At 69.6% G+C, this 17,891-nt stretch carries 13 protein-coding genes, 1 pseudogene and 1 CRISPR repeat array; of the genes and pseudogenes, 7 read left to right on the forward strand and 7 right to left on the reverse strand.

All coding sequences use genetic code 11. The features are described from left to right. Positions 1–102: 102 nt before the first annotated feature. Positions 103–1,086 (reverse strand): LacI family DNA-binding transcriptional regulator, encoded by a 984-nt coding sequence (locus AB0K02_RS24020; RefSeq protein WP_365994573.1) that lies wholly within the window; start codon positions 1,084–1,086, stop codon positions 103–105. Positions 1,087–1,473: 387 nt separating this feature from the next. Here AB0K02_RS24020 and AB0K02_RS24025 point away from each other — a divergent pair, with 387 nt between their 5' ends. Beyond that, positions 1,474–2,910 (forward strand): RICIN domain-containing protein, encoded by a 1,437-nt coding sequence (locus tag AB0K02_RS24025; RefSeq protein ID WP_365994574.1) that lies wholly within the window; start codon positions 1,474–1,476, stop codon positions 2,908–2,910. Positions 2,911–3,027: 117 nt separating this feature from the next. Next, a complete protein-coding gene (locus AB0K02_RS24030; RefSeq protein WP_365994575.1) occupies positions 3,028–5,448 on the forward strand; it encodes an RICIN domain-containing protein in 2,421 nt (806 codons plus the stop codon). A gap of 59 nt (positions 5,449–5,507) precedes the next feature. Here the strand turns inward: AB0K02_RS24030 and AB0K02_RS24035 are convergent, their stop codons facing one another. Next, positions 5,508–7,259: a beta-galactosidase family protein gene (locus AB0K02_RS24035; RefSeq protein WP_365994576.1), complete on the reverse strand. Its 1,752-nt coding sequence runs from the start codon at positions 7,257–7,259 to the stop codon at positions 5,508–5,510. Between the two features lie 90 nt (positions 7,260–7,349). Continuing rightward, positions 7,350–8,009, reverse strand: a complete 660-nt coding sequence (locus AB0K02_RS24040) for a hypothetical protein (RefSeq protein WP_365994577.1) — start codon at positions 8,007–8,009, stop codon at positions 7,350–7,352. Here AB0K02_RS24040 and AB0K02_RS24045 point away from each other — a divergent pair. Genes AB0K02_RS24045 through AB0K02_RS24055 form a run of 3 tightly spaced genes read left to right on the forward strand, consistent with a single transcriptional unit; the run spans position 7,978 to position 12,424 of the window. Beyond that, entirely contained in the window at positions 7,978–10,632 is a 2,655-nt protein-coding gene (locus AB0K02_RS24045; protein ID WP_365994578.1) for a DUF6531 domain-containing protein, read from the forward strand. The genes AB0K02_RS24040 and AB0K02_RS24045 overlap by 32 nt on opposite strands. Before the next feature lie 11 nt (positions 10,633–10,643). After that, positions 10,644–11,753: an RHS repeat-associated core domain-containing protein gene (locus AB0K02_RS24050; RefSeq protein ID WP_365994579.1), complete on the forward strand. Its 1,110-nt coding sequence runs from the start codon at positions 10,644–10,646 to the stop codon at positions 11,751–11,753. Continuing rightward, positions 11,750–12,424 carry a histone-like nucleoid-structuring protein Lsr2 gene (locus AB0K02_RS24055; protein ID WP_365994580.1) on the forward strand — a complete coding sequence of 225 codons (675 nt, stop codon included), beginning with the start codon at positions 11,750–11,752 and terminating at the stop codon, positions 12,422–12,424. The genes AB0K02_RS24050 and AB0K02_RS24055 overlap by 4 nt, the downstream gene beginning before the upstream one ends. A 144-nt stretch (positions 12,425–12,568) precedes the next feature. Here the strand turns inward: AB0K02_RS24055 and AB0K02_RS24060 are convergent, their stop codons facing one another. Further along, positions 12,569–13,318, reverse strand: coding sequence for a transposase family protein (locus AB0K02_RS24060; RefSeq protein ID WP_365994581.1), 750 nt, complete (start codon positions 13,316–13,318; stop codon positions 12,569–12,571). Between the two features lie 258 nt (positions 13,319–13,576). On the opposite strand from AB0K02_RS24060, the gene AB0K02_RS24065 reads away from it, so the two are divergent. Then, on the forward strand, positions 13,577–13,732 hold the full coding sequence (locus tag AB0K02_RS24065; RefSeq protein ID WP_365994582.1) for a hypothetical protein: 156 nt from the start codon (positions 13,577–13,579) through the stop codon (positions 13,730–13,732). 38 nt (positions 13,733–13,770) lie between these two features. Then, positions 13,771–14,145 (forward strand): hypothetical protein, encoded by a 375-nt coding sequence (locus tag AB0K02_RS24070; protein ID WP_365994668.1) that lies wholly within the window; start codon positions 13,771–13,773, stop codon positions 14,143–14,145. A 54-nt stretch (positions 14,146–14,199) separates the two neighbouring features. Here the strand turns inward: AB0K02_RS24070 and AB0K02_RS24075 are convergent. The 3 genes and pseudogenes from AB0K02_RS24075 to AB0K02_RS24085 all read right to left on the reverse strand — a co-directional run. Further along, positions 14,200–14,280: pseudogene (locus AB0K02_RS24075) on the reverse strand (AAA family ATPase); the annotation flags it as partial. A gap of 78 nt (positions 14,281–14,358) precedes the next feature. Beyond that, positions 14,359–15,225: a GNAT family N-acetyltransferase gene (locus AB0K02_RS24080; protein WP_365994583.1), complete on the reverse strand. Its 867-nt coding sequence runs from the start codon at positions 15,223–15,225 to the stop codon at positions 14,359–14,361. 83 nt (positions 15,226–15,308) lie between these two features. Beyond that, the gene (locus tag AB0K02_RS24085) at positions 15,309–15,800 is read right to left on the reverse strand and encodes a hypothetical protein (protein WP_365994584.1); all 492 of its coding nucleotides are present in this window, start codon (positions 15,798–15,800) and stop codon (positions 15,309–15,311) included. A gap of 88 nt (positions 15,801–15,888) precedes the next feature. Next, positions 15,889–17,868: a CRISPR direct-repeat array (repeat unit 29 nt; unit sequence GGGACCATCCCCGCGCGTGCGGGGAGCAG). Positions 17,869–17,891: the final 23 nt, after the last annotated feature.

Genomic DNA, 17,891 nt, shown 5'->3' on the forward strand with positions numbered 1-17,891 from the left:
CGCCGGATGAGAATGGCCTGGTCAGCCGCGCGAAACCGGTCGTGCCCGCAGCGGCCTCGCCGGCACGCTGCGCCGCCGTGCGCCGTCGGCCGGAGCGGCCCGTCAGGCGGACGGAGGCGCGGTGCTGGCCCGCACCACGAGCGTGGGTTCCACGGCGAGCCGGTTGGGACCGTTGCCGCGGCGTTCTATCTGCTCCAGCAGCAGGGTCACGCAGTGCCGGCCCACCACGTCGAAGTCCTGGTGCACCGTGGTCAGCGGCGGCTCGAAGAACCTGGCCTCGGGCACGTCGTCAAAGCCCGCCACGCTGACCTCGTCCGGCACGACCCGTCCCGCCTCGTGCATGGCGCGGAGCACGCCCAGTGCCATCTGGTCATTCGCCGCGAACACGGCGGTGACGTCGGGGATCTGCGCGAGCGTCCGACCGGCCAGGTATCCGGACTCGGCGGTCCAGTCCCCGTACAGGGTCGGGCGCACGGGGGCTCCAGCCGCGACGAGGGTGCGCTCCCATGCCTCGGCGCGCCGCTGCGCGGCGAAGGAGTCGCGCGGGCCGCTGACGTGGTACACCGTGCGGTGCCCCAGCTCCAGCAGGTGGCCGACCACACTCTGTGTGCCGCGGGCCTGGTCGAAGTCGACGTTGGGGTAGCGGTGCCCGGTGTCGCCGTCGGCGACGACCACCGGCATCGTGGGCGGAAGGTTCAGCGACGGCGTGTCGAGCATCTTCGACTCGATCAGCACTATGCCGTCGACGGACTGCAGCGTCAGGTGCCGGAAGGCCTGCCGCACGGCGGCCTCGGTCTGCGCGCGGATGCCCATGAAGTTGACCGAGAAGCCCGCCTCGCGCGCCGCTTCCGCTATGGCCGCCAGCGTCCGCGCGTTGCCGTGTGCGCCGACGTCGAAACTGACCACGCCGAGGGCTCCGAACTTGCCCGTGACCAGTGCGCGGGCCGCCGCGTTCGGGCGGTACCCGAGGGCCTGCATCGCGTCCAGCACCTTGGCGCGAGTGGTCTCGTCCACATTGTCGTGGTTGTTGGCCACACGTGAGACGGTCTGGGAGGACACGCCCGCCTTCGCCGCGACCTCGGCCATTGAGGGCCACTTCCGTGGTGCGCGCGAGCGGCGTGCTCTTGCTGCCTTCTCCGCCACGTCGACCGCCTTTCCCCGGGCCCCTCGCGGGTCTGCACACAGTGCGCCACCCCTACGCAATGTTGACGCAAACACGCTCGCGGGTCAAAAACCTGGACCGGCTCCGTCCAAATCCTTGACAGCACCTCTCGCCGCCCACAAACTTCCGGCTACATCATGTTTACGCAAACATTACGTAGATCCGGTGATCGAGACCGTCTCGGCCGGCCCCTGCTCCCCCGGCCCGGCCGCCTCCTCCAGGCGCCTCACCGCTCCGATATGCCGGGCGGCCGTCACCCGCGCTGCCCGCGCGGGAGCACCCGGTCCGAAGACACCACGAGGTATCGCGACATGCGACTGAAGAAATCCGGGACGGCGGCATTCCTCTCCGCTCTTGCCGCCCTCCTTCTCTCCCTGCTCACAGCCGTGGGTACCGCGCACGCCGCCCCGGTGACCATCACCAACGGGACGCAGTTCACCGACCCGAACGGCAACCCCGTGCACGCGCACGGCGGCGGCGTGATCAAGGTCGGCACCTACTACTACTGGTTCGGCGAGAACCGGAACGCCGACAACTCCTTCCGCTACGTCTCCGCCTATCGGTCGACGGACCTGAAGACGTGGGAGTTCCGCAACCATGTCCTGACCCAGGCCACCCATCCCGAGCTGCAGTCCGCGAACATCGAGCGTCCCAAGGTCATCTACAACGCCGCCACCGGCAAATTCGTCATGTGGATGCACAAGGAGGCCGCGTACGACTACTGGGAGGCCCGCGCAGCCGTCGCCGTGTCCGACACCGTGGACGGCGACTACACCTGGAAGGGAAGCTTCCGGCCCGTGGGGCAGATGTCCCGCGACATCACCACCTTCGTCGACACCGACGGCACCGGCTACATGGTCTCCGCCGCCGCCGACAACGCCGACCTGCACATCTACCGGCTGACCGCCGACTACACGGCCATCGACGCGCACGTCAAGAAGCTGTGGCCGGGCGCCTACCGTGAGTCGCCGGCGCTGTTCAAGCGCGACGGCGTGTACTTCATGCTGACCTCCCATGCCACCGGCTGGTCCCCGAACCAGCAGAAGTACGCCACCGCCACCAGCATCACCGGTGACTGGAGCGACCTGAAGGACATCGGCGACTTCCGCACCTACGACTCGCAGACCGCCTACGTCCTGCCCGTCCAGGGCACCTCCGCCACCTCCTACCTCTACATGGGCGACCGCTGGGGCAACTCCATGGGCGGCATGGTCAACGACTCCCAGTACGTCTGGGCGCCGCTGCGCTTCCCCACCCCCACGACCATGACCATGGACTATTACCCGCAGCTCACCATCGACACCGCCGCCGGCACCATCCAGGGCGTCGGCACCTGGGAGAAGCTGACGGCCGTGCACAGCGGAAAGTGCGCCGACGTCGCCGACCGCAGCAACGCCGAAGGCGCCGGCCTCATCCAGTGGGGCTGCGGCACCGCCGTCAACCAGAACTACTGGTTGAAGAGCCTGGGCAGCGGCCGCGTGCAGATCGTGGCCCGCTTCAGCGGCAAGTGCCTCGACGTCAACGGCGGCTCCACCGCCGACGGCGCCCGCGTCGTGCAGAAGACCTGCTCCAGCGCCACCAGCCAGCAGTGGGCGCTGAAGAGCAGCGGCGGCCAGATCCAGCTCGCCGCCCGCCACAGCGGCAAGTGCCTCGACGTCGCCGACCAGTCCTGGTCCGACGGCGCGTGGCTGCAGCAGTGGACCTGCAACGGCGGCGACAACCAGAAGTGGCGGCGGACGGCAGCCTGACCCGTCCACCGTCCTACGGGCCCGCCGGAACGCGCCCCGCCGTCTCTGTCAGGGGCCGCGCGCCGGCGGGCCCACCCCTTCCCCCTGTACCACCTCCCCTGTTCGAAGGAGAACAAGGTGCAACGTTCGTCCCTCGCCCCGCCCGCACCCGGGCCCCGCGGCAAGGGCCGGCCGGTCCGTGCCCTGGCCGCCGCGGCCGGCGTGGCCGCCCTCACCCTGGGCACGCTCGGCTCCCCTCCGGCCGCGGCAGCCGAGGGCCCGGCCGCGCTGACCGTCCGCCTCGACCCCAGCTACCAGCAGCCTTCCTTCGAGGGCTGGGGCACCGCCCTGGCCTGGTTCGCCAATGTCACCGGCGGCTGGCCCGACGCCCAGCGCAACGCGCTGGCAGACGCCCTCTACGGGGCTGACGGGCTGAACTTCACCATCGCCCGCTACAACATCGGCGGCGGTGACAGCCCCGAGACCACCCCGTACATGCGCGCGGGCGGCGCGATCCCCGGCTACTGGAACCGGCCCGGTCCGGAAAGCCCGAACTGGTGGAACCCAAACAATCCCGACCACTGGAACGCCACCGCGGACGCCAACCAGCAGTGGTGGCTCAGTGCGGCCAAGGCCCGCGGCGCCGACACCTTCGAGGCCTTCTCCAACTCCGCTCCCTACTTCATGACCAACAGCGGAGTGGTCTCCGGCAACTGGGATCCCGGCCAGGACAACCTCAAGCCGGACCAGTACGAGAACTTCGCCGCCTACCTCGCCGGCTCGCTCCAGCGAGCCCAGCAGGTCACCGGCGTCACCTTCGACTCGCTCTCCCCAGTCAACGAGCCGAACACCAGCTACTGGAAGGCGTACGGCCGTCAGGAGGGCTCGCACTGGGACCCGGCCTCCCAGGCCCGCATGATCAGCACCACGCGCGTGGCCCTCGACGCGAAGGGCATGACCACTCCGATCGCGGCCATGGACGAGACCAACCCCGGGATGTTCCGCACCAACTGGGAGCAGTACGGCCCCACCGTCCGCGGCGAGGTGGGTCGGCTGAACACCCACACGTACGCCACCGGCGGCCGCACCGGGGTGCGTGACATCGCCAAGGGCGAGAACAAGCCGCTGTGGATGTCGGAGGTCGACCTCGGCGGCAGCGTCGGGCAGAGCTTCACCGACATGAGCCCCGCCCTGGACCTGGCCCGCCGCATCAACGACGACATCCGCGAGCTGGAGCCGCGGGCCTGGGTGCTGTGGCAAGCGATCGAGGACTACGAGAACATGACCCCGGGCCGTGAGAACTCCAACTGGGGCCTGGTCCAGACCGACTTCACGCCCGAGGACGCGGCCACCGAGCCGCTGCGCAAGAACAAGAAGTACTGGGCAATGGCCCAGTACAGCCGCTTCGTGCGGCCCGGCGCCAAGGTCATCGCCACCGACGACTGGGACACCCTCGCAGCCCTGCGCCCGGACGGCGGAGTCGTCGTCGTGCACACCAACTCGACCGGTCAGGCGCGTGACGTCACGCTGGACCTCGACGGGTTCCAGACCACCGGCGGAGCCGTCCAGCGCTGGGTCACCGACGGCAGCCGCAACCTCGAACGGCAGAGCGACCTGACCGCCGCCGGGGCCGTGCGGACGACCGTCCCGGCAGGCTCCGTGACCACCTTCGTGCTGCCCGGCGTCAGCGGCGTCGACACCACCACCACCTCCGTGCCCACCGGCGCCCGGCAGCTGCTCAACGACCGCAGTGGGCTGGCCCTGACCGCCGGCACCGTCAGCGGCAAGAGCGCGCCGGTGCAGCAGACGCGCCGCGCCGGCGACACGGCCCAGCAATGGACGTTCACCAAGCTGTCCGCCACCGACTGGGGCAACACCGCCACCTATCGGATCGCCAACGCCAAGACCGGCAAAGCCCTCAACGTCGCCCAGGGCGCCCTCGGCTTCGCCTCCCCAGGGACCTCGACCTCCCAGCAGTGGATCCGCTCGTCCGTGGGCGACGGCCACACCACCCTGATCAACAAGGCCACCGGTCTGCTGCTGGAGATCACCGGTGAGTCCACCTCCGAGGGCGCTCCCGCGGGTGTCTACCGGCCGACGACCGGCAGCCACCAGTCCTGGAGCGCCCCCTCGACGGCCGCCGAAACCTGGCGGCCGCTCACCTTCCGTCACAGCGGAAAGTGCCTCGACGTGAGTGGGGCCTCGACTGGGGACGGCGCCCAGGTGGGGCAGTACGGCTGCAACAGCGGCCTCAACCAGCAGTGGTTGCTGCGCACGACGGCCACCGGTTTCGCGGAGGTCGTGGCCCGGCACAGCGGCAAGTGCCTGGACGTCAGCGGCCTGTCGACGGCCGAGGGCGCCCAGGTGTTCCAGTACGGCTGCAACGGCGGCCGCAACCAGGAGTGGGCCGTGCGGGACGCCGGCGACGGTCACGTGACGTTCAGGGCGCGGCACAGCGGCCTGTGTCTGACGGTCAGCGATGCCTCCACGGCCGACGGAGCCGCCGCGGTGCAGTCCGCCTGCACCGGCGCCACGGCACAGCAGCTCAAGATCGGCTGATACACGCGAAAGAGGCCGGGCACCGGTTCCGCCGGTGCCCGGCCTTCGTATGCGCGCTCTCACTCCTCGGTCGGCCCGAGGTCCGCTTCCTCGCGCAGCGACACGGTACGGGCGCGATGGGCCGCGTGCAGCTCCAGGACCACGATCTCGTTCTCCCCCTGGCGCAGGACCGGGGCCGGAACGAAGAGTGAGCGCTGGGGGCCGCGCGACCAGTGGCGGCCGAGGTGGAAGCCGTTGATCCAGGCGTTGCCCTTCGTCCAGCCCGGCAGGTGGAGGAAGGTGTCGGCCGTCTCGGTCAGCTCGAAGACGCCGCGGTGCAGCGCGGGGCCGATGGGCGTGGCCGTCGTCGGCGCGAAGGGCACGTCGGCGAGGGAGTCGAGCCTGAGGGGACGGCTGCTCCACCCGCGCAGTTCGCGGCCGTCCAGCAGGATGTTGCCCAGCAGGCCCTTGCGGTCGTGGATGCCCTGCCCGTAGTTCACGCGCCCCTGGTTCTCCACCAGCAGGGTGAGGACGCAGCCCGGGCGCGGCACGGTGAACGCGAGGGCGTGCTCGTGGTTCTCCCGCTCCAGCACGCCGGCCGGCTCGCCGTCGAGGAAGACCTGGGCGCGGTCGCGGACCTGCTCCACCTCCAGCAGTGCGGGGCCGACAGCGGGCAGCACGGTCTCGTACTGGACGAAGCCGAAGTCCTGGCCGAGCTCCTCCATGGTCAGGGGGCGGTCCGCCTCGACGGCGCCGCCGAGCTTCGCGGCGCAGGAGAGCAGTTCGGCGGTTTCGGTCAACCGCACATTCTCCAGAGAGAGTTTGGGCCCCTTCGGCGGCAGCGGCGCGGCGGGCACGCCGGTGTGCCTGGCGATGACGTCACGGAACGCCGTGAACTTCTGGGTGGGGTCACCAGCCTCGTCCAGGGGCGCGTCGTAGTCGTAGGAGGTGATGGTGGGCCGGTAGGTGTGCTTGTCGTTGGCGCCGTTGGTGAAGCCGAAGTTGGTGCCGCCGTGGAACATGTAGAAGTTCACGGAGGCGCCCGACGCCAGGAGTTCGTCGAGTTCCCGGGCCGCGTCGTCGGTGTCGCGGACCACGTGGTGGCCGCCCCATCGGTCGAACCAGCCGATCCAAAACTCCGTGGTCATGAACGGGTCGTCCGGTCGTCGTTCACGCAGGTTCGCCAGGTGCTGCCCGGAGCGGCTGCCGAAGTTGGCGGTGGCGAGGGTGTCGGGCAGCGCGCCGCGCTCGAGGTCGGCGGGCTGGTCACAGGTGAACAGCAGGACGTCGACTCCGCAGCGGCGCATGGTGTCGGCGAGGTGTTCCAGATAGGCGGTGTCATCACCGTACGCCCCGTACTCGTTCTCCACCTGCACCGCGAGGATCGGGCCGCCGTTGGTGGCCAGCCGGGACCGCAGAGGAGTCATGAGCCGGGTCAGATAGTCGTCGGTCGCGGCCAGGAACCGGGGGTCGCGGGAGCGCAGCTCTATGTCTGGTTGGGCCAGGAGCCACGAGGGCAGGCCGCCCCCTTCCCACTCGGCGCAGATGTACGGACCCGGCCGCAGCAGGACGTACAGTCCCTCGGCGGCGGCGAGATCGATGAAGCGCGGCAGGTCGAGCGGGCCGTCCATCACGAACGTGCCCGGCCGCGGCTGGTGGAGGTTCCACGGGACGTACGTCTCCACCGTGTTGAGCCCCATGAGGCGCGCCTTGCGCAGGCGGTCGGCCCACTGGTCGGGATGGACCCGGAAGTAGTGCAGCCCGCCCGACAGGATGCGGAAGGGTTCTCCGTCGAGCAGGAAGCCGGACGAATCTCGGTGAAGGACGGGCATGGGCTGCGACTCCTGTTCAGGGGATCGGGCGGCCGAGAGGCCGCCCATCACTATGTTTACGTAAACACCACCGCGCGGCAAGCCTTCTTCTCATAGCGGCAGGTACCAGCCGGTGAGCAGCTCCCGCACCGCCTCGGCGCGGTGCACCTCGTACAGCCGATCTTGGGCTGCCGCGTCGTAGGCGATCCGCCCGTGCAGCGCGTACCGCAGCCGCATCCCGCCCCAGGCCCGGAACGGGGCACCGTAGGCCGCCACGTTGGCCGCGGCGTTCTCGGTCACCGTCATCACCGGGCGTACGGCGCCGCGCTCGGCGGCGGCGGCCAGCACCGCGACGTGCAGCCCGGCCCGCGGGTCCAGCACCATCCCCTCCAGCCCGAGCGACGCCAGACTCACGCCGTGGTCACGCGTCCGGGACAGGACCAGCAGCCGAGGAACGTCGTGGGCGATGTTCAACAGGTGCGCCGGGGTCCGGGCGCCGGCGGCGTGGAAGTCCCTGCGTTCGAGCACCAGGCCGTGCGCGGCGCGGTCGAAGACCAGCAGCTCCCGACGCGCTCCCAGGGCGACGCCGTGCCCGCAGGCCCGGCAGTCCTCCGCGACCGTGCCGGTCATGTGCCCGCACCGCGCGCACAGCCGGACCGGCATCTCCCGTACGGCCAGCACCCCGTCGGCGAGCAGGGCCTCGGTCATCTCCAGCGCCAGGTTGGCCACGACCGGCGCGGTGTCGGTGAGCAGCGCCGTCAGGACCATCAAGGGCGGCAATCGTAAGGACGAGTGCGACCTGGATGGCGGCTCCGGACCGGGCGGGAAGCGTACGGGAGCTGACGGCGGACGTGCCAAGCCGGACCGCCTGGATGAGGCGAAGGAGGATGCGCGTCGTAACGCGATCTCGCTGAGGAAGAAGACCTGCGAGACGGACCCGGTCGATGTCGCGACCGGTGAGATGGTGCTGCCGCAGACGGACCTGTCGTTGCCTGGTGTCCTTTCCCTCGTCCTGAGCCGTATCCATCTGTCTGAGTACCGTTACGGCCGGTGGTTCGGGCGGAGCTGGGCATCCACGCTGGATGAACGTATCGAGCTGGACACGCGGGGGCAGATGGCGATCTGGGCTCGGGAGGACGGCTCGGTGCTGATCTATCCGCGGCTGCCGGGGCCTGGTGACGGTGAGGGTGTTCTTCCGGTGGAGGGTCCGCGGCTCGCGTTGGTGTACGCGGGCCAGGAGAACGCGGTGACGACGTACCAGGTGTTCGATTGTTCCTCGGGATTGACCCGGTTCTTCACCGGCAGTCCGTACAGCGAGTCCTCCGCCTACTGGCTGTCCGAGGTCCAGGACCGCAATCACAACGGCATCACCTTCGTGCGCCGCGGCGACGGCGCCCCGGTCAGGGTGGTACACGACGGTGGCTATCAGGTCGCCGTGGCCGTCGAGGACGAGCGCGTCACCGAGTTCGCGCTGCGTACGCCCGAGGGTCCGGTCACCGTCAGGCGCTTCGGCTACGACCAGCAAGGCAACCTGGAGACGGTGGTCAACTCCTCCGGGCTGCCGCTGCGGTACACCTACGACACGGACGCGCGTATCACCTCATGGACCGACCGAAACGACTCGACCTACCAGTACGTCTATGACGATGCAGGGCGTGTGGTGCGCACGATCGGCCCTGAGGGGTTCTTGTCGTCCGCCTTCGCCTACGAGTCGCATCCCCAGACCGGCGGACGGATCACCCGGTACACAGACTCCACCGGTGCCACCACCGTCTTCCAGCTCAACGACCGGCACCAGATCGTCGCCGAAACGGACCCGTTGGGCAACACCACCCAGTACACCTTCGACGCCTACGACCGGCTTCTGGCGGTCACGGACCCCCTCGGACACACGACGCGGCTCGAACGCGACGGGGCGGGCAACATCATCGCCATGACCGCGCCGGACGGAGAGCGCACCACAGCAATCTACGACGATCTGCACTTGCCGCTCGAGATAGTCGAGCGCGGTGGGGCGCGGTATCGCTACGAGTACGACGCGGCAGGCAACCGCACGGCCGTGACCAGCCCCGCCGGCGAGCGAACGGATTACATGCATGACAGCTCCGGCGCGGTCAGCGAGATCCGTCCCCCGGCAGGTGGTCCCGTCCGCGTCACGAACAACGCGGCCGGCCTGCCTGTGCTGGTAACGGCGGCGAACGGGGCCACCGCCACCTGCACCCGGGACGCATTCGGCCGCATCACTGCTGTCACCGACGCGGTGGGCGGCACTCTTCGCCAGGGATGGACGACCGACGGATGCCTGTCCTGGCGCGAACTGCCGGACGGCACCCGCGAGGAATGGTCCTGGGACGGTGAGGGCAACCTTGTGGCCCATACCGACCGGATGGGGCGCACCAGCACCCACAGCTACACCCACTTCGACCTCCCGGCCGCCACCCACAGCGCCGACGGAGTCGGCTACGCCTTCGCCCACGACAGCGAGCTGCGCCTGACCAAGGTCACCGACGCCCGAGGCCGAGAGTGGACCTACGTCTACGACCAGGCGGGAAGGCTCATCGAGGAGACCGACTTCGGCGGCCGCACGATGACCTACCAGCACGACGCTGCCGGACGCCTGACCATGCGCACAAATGCGGCAGGTCAGAGCCTCGCCTACGAGCGTGACGCCCTCGGCCGGGTCGTCCAGGTGTCCGACAGCAACCGGGCACTCTCGGCGTTCTCCTACGCGCCCACGGGCAGCATCCACGAGATATCCAGCGCTGACGCGCACATCACCCTCGAAGCCGATGCCGCCGGCCGTGTCGTGGCCGAGACGGTCAACGGGCGCACATTCCACTACGCATACGACGCGCAAGGCCGGCGCACGTGGCGACGTACCCCCTCCGGTGCCGAGAGCAGGCTCGACTACGGTCCCGACGGCCTTGCCGCATACTCCGTCGGGGAACACACCTTCCGCTTCGACCGTGACGCGCTCGGCCGGGAGACCTCCCGAACCCTCGACAATTCGCTAGCCATGCGGCAGGACTGGGATCCGGTCGGACGGATCACCCGCCACAGCCTCAGCAGCGCCGACGCGGAGATTCTCGAAAGAGTCTTCACCTACCAGCCCGACGGCACTCCGGTCGGCATCGACGACAGCATCATGGGCCGCCGCACATTCACCCTGGACACAGCTGGCCGCATCACCGGCGTGCAGGCCCGCGGCTGGAGCGAGCAGTACTCCTACAACGCTGCCGGCGACCAGACCCGAACCGAGCTTCCCTCACCTGCGCCTGGCCAGGACAGCGCAGGCGACCGCCGCTACGACGGCACCCGCCTCACCCGTTCCGGTAGGACCAGCTACTCCTATGACGCGCAGGGCCGACTGACCACACGCAGCATTCGAACCTGAGCGGAAAGCAGTTGACCTGGTCCTTCGAGTGGAACGCCGAGGACCGCCTGGTCCGGGTCGGCACCCCGCGGGGCACCGTGTGGCGCTACCTCTACGACGGCCTCGGCCGCAGGATCGCCAAGTCCCACCACCGCGCGGACGGGACCCTCATCGAAGCGATCGACTACTGCTGGGACGGCGCTCAACTGGCCGAGCAGCGGTCCGGTGGCACCACCCTCGTGTGGGACTACGCCGGCTTGTACCCGCTGGCCCAGCGGGAGGCGAAGAGCAGGAACGAGGACCAGCAGGACGTCGACCGGCGTTTCTTCGCCATCGTGGCCGACCTGAGCGGCAGTCCGAGATACATGATCGCGCCCGACGGAGCCGTGTGCTGGCGGGCGCGGAGCACGGCATGGGGAGCAACGCAGTGGAACAGCGATGCCAGCGCGTACACGCCGCTGCGATACCCGGGGCAGTACTTCGATGCCGAGACGGGACTGCACTACAACGTCCACCGCTACTACGACCCGGAGACCGGCCGCTATATCAGTCCCGACCCCCTGGGCCTGGCACCGGCAGCGAACCACTACGCCTATGTGCCCAATCCGTTCACACTGGCGGATCCCCTGGGGCTGGCCGGCTGCTCCCCGGACCACACGTGGGGCGGCAAGGTCGTGTTCGTCCGTGACGAGCACGGCCGGCCGTTCGAGATGCATGCCACGATCACGCGCGACATGCTCGACGAGGGCACGGATGCCAACAGCCGGCTCAAGCCGCCGGGCTTCGTTCACGGCACCGATCACAATCAGGCTCGTGGGCACATGCTGGCCAGGATGCTGGGCGGCACCGGCGATCACCTGGACAACCTGTTCACCATCACGCAGGACCCCACCAACAGCCCCCATATGCGGGACCTGGAACAAATGATCTACAACGCTGTCGCGGGTGACCCTGCTCGGGGTATAGCTGGTCAGACGGTCCAGTACAGCGTCTACCTTGAGTACAGCGACGACAGACCGGACTCGGTGCCGTCCCGCATCTACATGCAGGCAGACGGATCCAACGGTTTCCACCTCGACACCGACTTCGCCAACCCCGACCACGCAGCACAGCAACGCCGACGCCGCCTAGGAATCCAATGACCGACCTCACTGACCTCACCCGGCTCTGTCCGCCTCCCAACCCGCCCCTGAACATCCGCTGGGACACGGTCGAAGCCGAGCTCGGCATGCCCCTGCCCCAGGACTACAAGCAGCTCGCCGAACGGTACGGGCCCGGGAAGTTCTGCGACTACATCCACCTCTTCCACCCCCACGGAGTGACCGAATTCGTCCAGCTCACCGGCCCCATGCCCAGCTGGATCCGAGCACACCTGCGCAAGGACCACGACCAGGGCACGCACCCCGTCCCCCACCACCCCGACCAGCTCTTCGCCTGCGGCTCGACCGACAACGGCGAGTACCTCTTCTGGATCACCGACCCCGCCGCCGCGCCCGACCGCTGGCGCATCGCAGTCAACGAGGCCCGAGGCCCGCGCTGGTTCACCTACGACGGGACCCTGACAGCCTTCCTCGTCTCCGTCCTCAGCGGGCACACCCAGGTCCCCCAGTTCCCACCCAGCCTCCTGGAGACACCACCGGAGTTCACGCCCTCCCACCCCACCCTCTGGAAACCCGGCCCCGTCTCCGACGAACAGCCCGTCGACACCGGAGCAATCCGCACATGGGCACGCGCCAACGGCTACGACGTACCGCCCCGCGGACGGATCCCCCAAGAGATCCGCGAAGCATGGCAACGCGCCCACCAACCCTGAACCGACCGTCCCCACCGTGGCGGCTCGCGGATCGACCATGCAACGAGCACGCAGAAGCATGACAGCCGTACCGAAGGTTGAGTCGATCACAGCTGCCGATTCCCCAAGTCCACTGATGAAGAGAAGTGGGGACATTGAGCTTCTTCAGCGTTGCCGCTCCAGGGTGAGGACGGCTTTGGCGATTGACGTCATGCGGTTCGGACTGCATCGGGATCTGCGGAAGGTCCGCCAGGACTTCAGGCGGGCGACGCCCCTTTCGACCAGGGCTCGTGCCGTGGCCAGGGCTCGGTTGACGGTCTTCTCGGTAAGCGTGAGTTCCTGCAGGGGCCTGCGTTTGATGCCGGTGGTCAGCCACGGGCCGGCGCCCTGGTAGGCGAGATCCGCCAGGATGGGGACGCCCTGGCGTTCGCAGATCCGGATGATCCGGTGGGTGCGGGCGGCGGTCAGGTCATGGATGCGGCCCGGCAGCGTGGGCGAGAGCCACAGCAGCCGGCCGTCCGGATCGGTGATGACCTGCACGTTCACCCCGTTCCGGCGGTGCTTGTGGGAGTAGTCGGCCCGGCCGTCGCCGACCCGGTCGCCCTCGGCGAGGGTGCCGTCGAGGAGGCCGAAATCGGGTTCGTGCTCGCGCAGGACTTTGAGCAGGCCCGGGGCGCGTTCGGCGAGCAGGCGGACGACCGCGCTGGTGTAGGCGTGGGCGGTGGACTCGCTGATCCCGAACCCGGCTGCGATCTCCGCGAGAGTGGTGTGCTCGCGCAGGTACACCAGTGCCACCATCGCGCGCTGAGACGGACGGAGCTTGCAGCGCCGGTCGCCCTCACGGGTGACGATCAGCATGGTGACCCACTCCACGAGTGCATGCGGCAGGTCGAGTGCGGCAGGATGGATGACCAACGAGGCCCCCGAGCAACGTGATTGAGACGTCAGACATCTCGATAAACAGCCCGGGGGCCTCGTTCGTTGCGCTTCCGGCCCATCAACCGATCGGTGGCCAACTCGAAGAAGCTCATTGGCTGCTACAGGGGTCCATGCGGGTGCCCAGCCGTGGCAGTATGACCTCATGTTGATCCGAAAGGGCGATGCCGCGTAGGCGTCCCAAGGCCGTCCGTGCAGATTTCGCACGTCCTTGACGACTGTGGATACCCGCCCCGCATGATCCGCAGCACCCGCCTCGTCGACCTGGTCAACACCATGGACCCCAAGCTCGTCGCTGCCGCCTTCGGCATGGACCCGCAGGCCACGCTGATCTATCTCGCCAACCATGTCGACGAGGGCAGACTCCCTGCCTCGGAGCCGGGCCGGAAATGACGCGAGACACCACAGGAGGCTCACGCAGAATTGCGGCCATGACCGTCTTCTCGTGCAGTGCCTGTCAGCAGCGATTCAGCCCCGACCTCCGGGAAGTGCCGATGCCGCCTCCGGTGAAGGAGGAAGCCCCGGGACACAGGTTCCTGCCACCGCTGATGCCGCGCGGGTCGTATGCGGTCAGCCCTCACACGGGCGTGCTCGTGCTCAATCCCGACGACATCTCGGGGGTGGCCAGACACCGTGAGCGTGGGCGCCTCAACGGCTGTTGCGGACTCGACGGCTTGGACGGCCCCAACCTCGTCTGCGATGCCTGCGGAGCCGAGGTCGCAACCCAGCAATCGGATTGCTGGTCTCAGCAGCTGATCGCGTTGATCCCCGACGCGGTGACGACGGCCGTCTCGCCCTCCGCTTGAACCCGTGCTGTTCAGCCGCTGACTGGCACGGGTTCGCCGGAACATGTGCGCTTTACTGAAACTCTCGTTCGAAGCGATCGCGACACTGTTCTTCTCCTCGCGCTCGGTCAGAACCTGAAACAGCAGCTCAGCGCCCCCTGCTGTTGACAACATGGAATTGCTGGCCGAGAGCTACGCGTGGCCCGCGACCTCCTCGGGCAGGGCCCTTGCGGATCAAAGCTTGGTGGCGCAGATGAAGCCGAGTGAGCGGAGACCTTCCGCTTGGCAGAGGCGGTCGGAAGCGCCGCCTGTTTCGGTCTGTAGGAGTTGATAGTCGGCGCCGTGAGCGGCGCCCCAGGCCATGGCTGCCCGCCACAGTGCCCGGCCGTAGCCGTGGCCGCGGTGTTCGGGCAGGACGCCGAAGTATTGCGGCAGCAGGCGGGTTCGCCCGGCGGAGTCGGTCATGGTCTCCATGGGGCCGATCGCTCCGACCACCCGCTCCGCCTCAGTGACGGCGAGGACGGGGCCGACCATGCCCGCCTGCATCTGGCGATGGAGGAACGTGAAGCCGTCGCTGGTGAGGCGGTCGGCGAAGGCGGCGAAGGCGGCCTGCACGGACCCTGGCAGGCTGTCTACGGGCTGGACCCGGCCTTCCTGGTCTTCGGATTGGGACCGGTGGAATTCGCGTAGCTGGACGCGGATGGCTGCCGTTCCGGCTGGCGGGTCCTCGTCGGGCCGCTGGAAGGTGATCACGCGGGCCGTGGCAGTGGCGTGGTCGGCGGCGAGCTTGGCGGCCAGGGCTGCCGCCTCCTCGTTGCCGGGCCCGTAGCTGTAGACCGTGAGGACGCCGTGGCCGCGGCGGGCCAGGGTGGGGATCAGGGTGCGGACGCTGGTGTGCTCGATCGCGTCGGGAAGGACCGTCTCGTCCTTGCGCTCGGCCCACCGCTGGTCCTTGTCGTACGGGAGGAAGATGCCGGTGCCGGCGACGCGGACGATGTCGGCGAAGAGGGCGGGGGCGAGGGCGTCGGGGTGGACGGGGCCGATCGTCGGCACGTACGGCACCCGCATCACGGGCAGCAGCCAGTCCCCGGTCAGTCGCATGAGGTTCACGCTACTCGCCCGGCACACAGGGCTCAGGCCCCGGCGCGAATGCGCCGGGGCCTGAGCGGCTTGACCGGATCGGGTCAGTGGGGGTTGTCGTCGCCCGCGTTGCACGAGCACTTGATGGTGTCCATCACCGTGTCCGGGTCCGCGACGGGTGTGATCACGGTGACCGGCGGGGCGGCGGCCTCGACCGGCCGGGTCAGGTACGGGTCTGCACACGGTGCAGGACCCGGAGAGCTGGCGGCCGGAGCAACCACCGGTGCGAAGCATGAGGCGGTCCGCGATCTCGCCGAGGCGGGCGAGGCCCTCGGTTCCTTCGGCGGGCAGGCTGGAAGAAGGTGTGGCCCGCGTTGCAGCCGGTGAACGGCTTGCGCATCCGCAGGGTGATCTTTTGACTGGGCGGTCAGTGATTCGGCGCCGCCGTAGATCGTGGGCGTCATGTTGGTGAAGACGTTGTACTCGACGCCCCACTGTTCGCACAGGGCGGTCATGGCCTGTTCCTCTCGGGCGTTGTCCTCGGTGACGATGACGCTCATCCGTGGTGGCAGGCCGGCCGCGCGGGCGGCGTCCATGCCCTTGAGGAACAGGTCCCAGGCGCCCTTGCGCTAGGTCAGCTCGTCGTAGCTGTCCTTCGTCGCCCCGCGCGGCAAGTCACGGAGGAGAGCAGTCCCCGCGCGTGCGGGGAGCAGCTGGGCCAGCAGTAGCCGTAGGGGTCCGTCCAGGGACCATCCCCGCGCGTGCGGGGAGCAGCTCCGTCCGGCGGTCGGGGCCGGGCTCCGCCGGGGACCATCCCCGCGCGTGCGGGGAGCAGGGGTGCCCGTTCGGCATCGTGCGCGACCTCGTGGGACCATCCCGGCGCGTGCGGGGAGCAGGATCCTCTCGGGTCTGAGCGCGGGCGCTCGCGGGGACCATCCCCACGCGTGCGGGGAGCAGACGGTGGCGCTGAGCCATCCGGCGCCGAGGTCGGGACCATCCCCGCGCGTGCGGGGAGCAGGCGGACACGGCGGACACGAGGATCCAGGACACGGGACCATCCCCGCGCGTGCGGGGAGCAGGGCGCTGTGCTGGTCGCTGTCGAGCGGGGTGAGGGACCATCCCCGCGCGTGCGGGGAGCAGTTCGCCAGAGACGGAGCCGGGGATCCGTATCCGGGACCATCCCCGCGCGTGCGGGGAGCAGGGCACCGGCTGCCGCAACTACCCGGTCACGAAGGGACCATCCCCGCGCGTGCGGGGAGCAGGACGGCACCCGGGGCGATGACGGCGCGTTCACGGGACCATCCCCGCGCGTGCGGGGAGCAGTCCGGCTGGTGCTGCGAATCCGGAGACGGTGCGGGACCATCCCCGCGCGTGCGGGGAGCAGTCCCTCAGGTGTAACCGCGCCCAGCGCGTATCGGGACCATCCCCGCGCGTGCGGGGAGCAGGGCGGACGGCCCGGAGGTGCGAACTCTGGGCCGGGACCATCCCCGCGCGTGCGGGGAGCAGATGGCCCGTGAACTGCTGGGCTTGTGGTGGGCGGGACCATCCCCGCGCGTGCCGGGAGCAGTTCGCCTGCCATTAGGCGGCGCTCCTCTGCGGGGGACCATCCCCGCGCGTGCGGGGAGCAGGCAACCGGCTTGGTGACCAGGGCCACGGCCTGCGGACCATCCCCGCGCGTGCGGGGAGCAGCACGCCGCTCACGGCGGCACCGCGTGACCGCAGGGACCATCCCCGCGCGTGCGGGGAGCAGGCCGAGATCGACCAGCTGCCCACGCCCTGCTGGGGACCATCCCCGCGCGGGCGGGGAGCAGCGCTGCTCGAGCGTGCCGGTGACGATGGCGCGGGGACCATCCCCGCGCGTGCGGGGAGCAGACGAGCGACGGCGCGACCAGCCTGGTGTGGGAGGGACCATCCCCGCGCGTGCGGGGAGCAGCTGCTGCTGGTGTGCCGGGTCTGCAACGGCTGGGGACCATCCCCGCGCGTGCGGGGAGCAGCACCGGGTCCGGCCGCCGCTGGAGACCAGGGTGGGACCATCCCCGCGCGTGCGGGGAGCAGCGCAGCAGCATCGGCAGCGCGGTGCGGCAGTAGGGACCATCCCCGCGCGGGCGGGGAGCAGCAGGTGACGTTGAGCATGCGGAACGCGCTGTCGGGACCATCCCCGCGCGTGCGGGGAGCAGAGCTTCTTACCGTCGAGATTCCCAGTACGCGTGGGACCATCCCCGCGCGTGCGGGGAGCAGAAGCCGCGCTCACGGCCCGGGCGGTAGCCGACGGGACCATCCCCGCCCGTGCGGGGAGCAGGCAGCGTGTTCACTCTATCGGCCTACGTCAGGGGGACCATCCCCGCGTGTGCGGGGAGCAGCTGCCGGCGCTTGGCGCGCTGGGCTTCGGTGACGGACCATCCCCGCGCGTGCGGGGAGCAGCTGCCGGCGCTTGGCGCGCTGGGCTTCGGTGACGGACCATCCCCGCGCGTGCGGGGAGCAGCACGTCTCCTGTGGTCATGGCCCTCGGCTGGTGGGACCATCCCCTCGCGTGCGGGGAGCAGGCTGGAGCCGGGGGAATCGCCGGCCTCCTCGAGGGACATCCCCGCGCGTGCAGGGAGCAGGTGGCGATGACGCCGCGGCGGGAGTCGTACAGGGGACCATCCTCGCGTGTACGGGGAGCAGAACCAGGTCTTCGCGCGGCGACC

Origin of the sequence: Streptomyces sp. NPDC049597, from assembly GCF_040675505.1 — a bacterium.
Classification (GTDB): Bacteria; Actinomycetota; Actinomycetes; order Streptomycetales; family Streptomycetaceae; genus Streptomyces.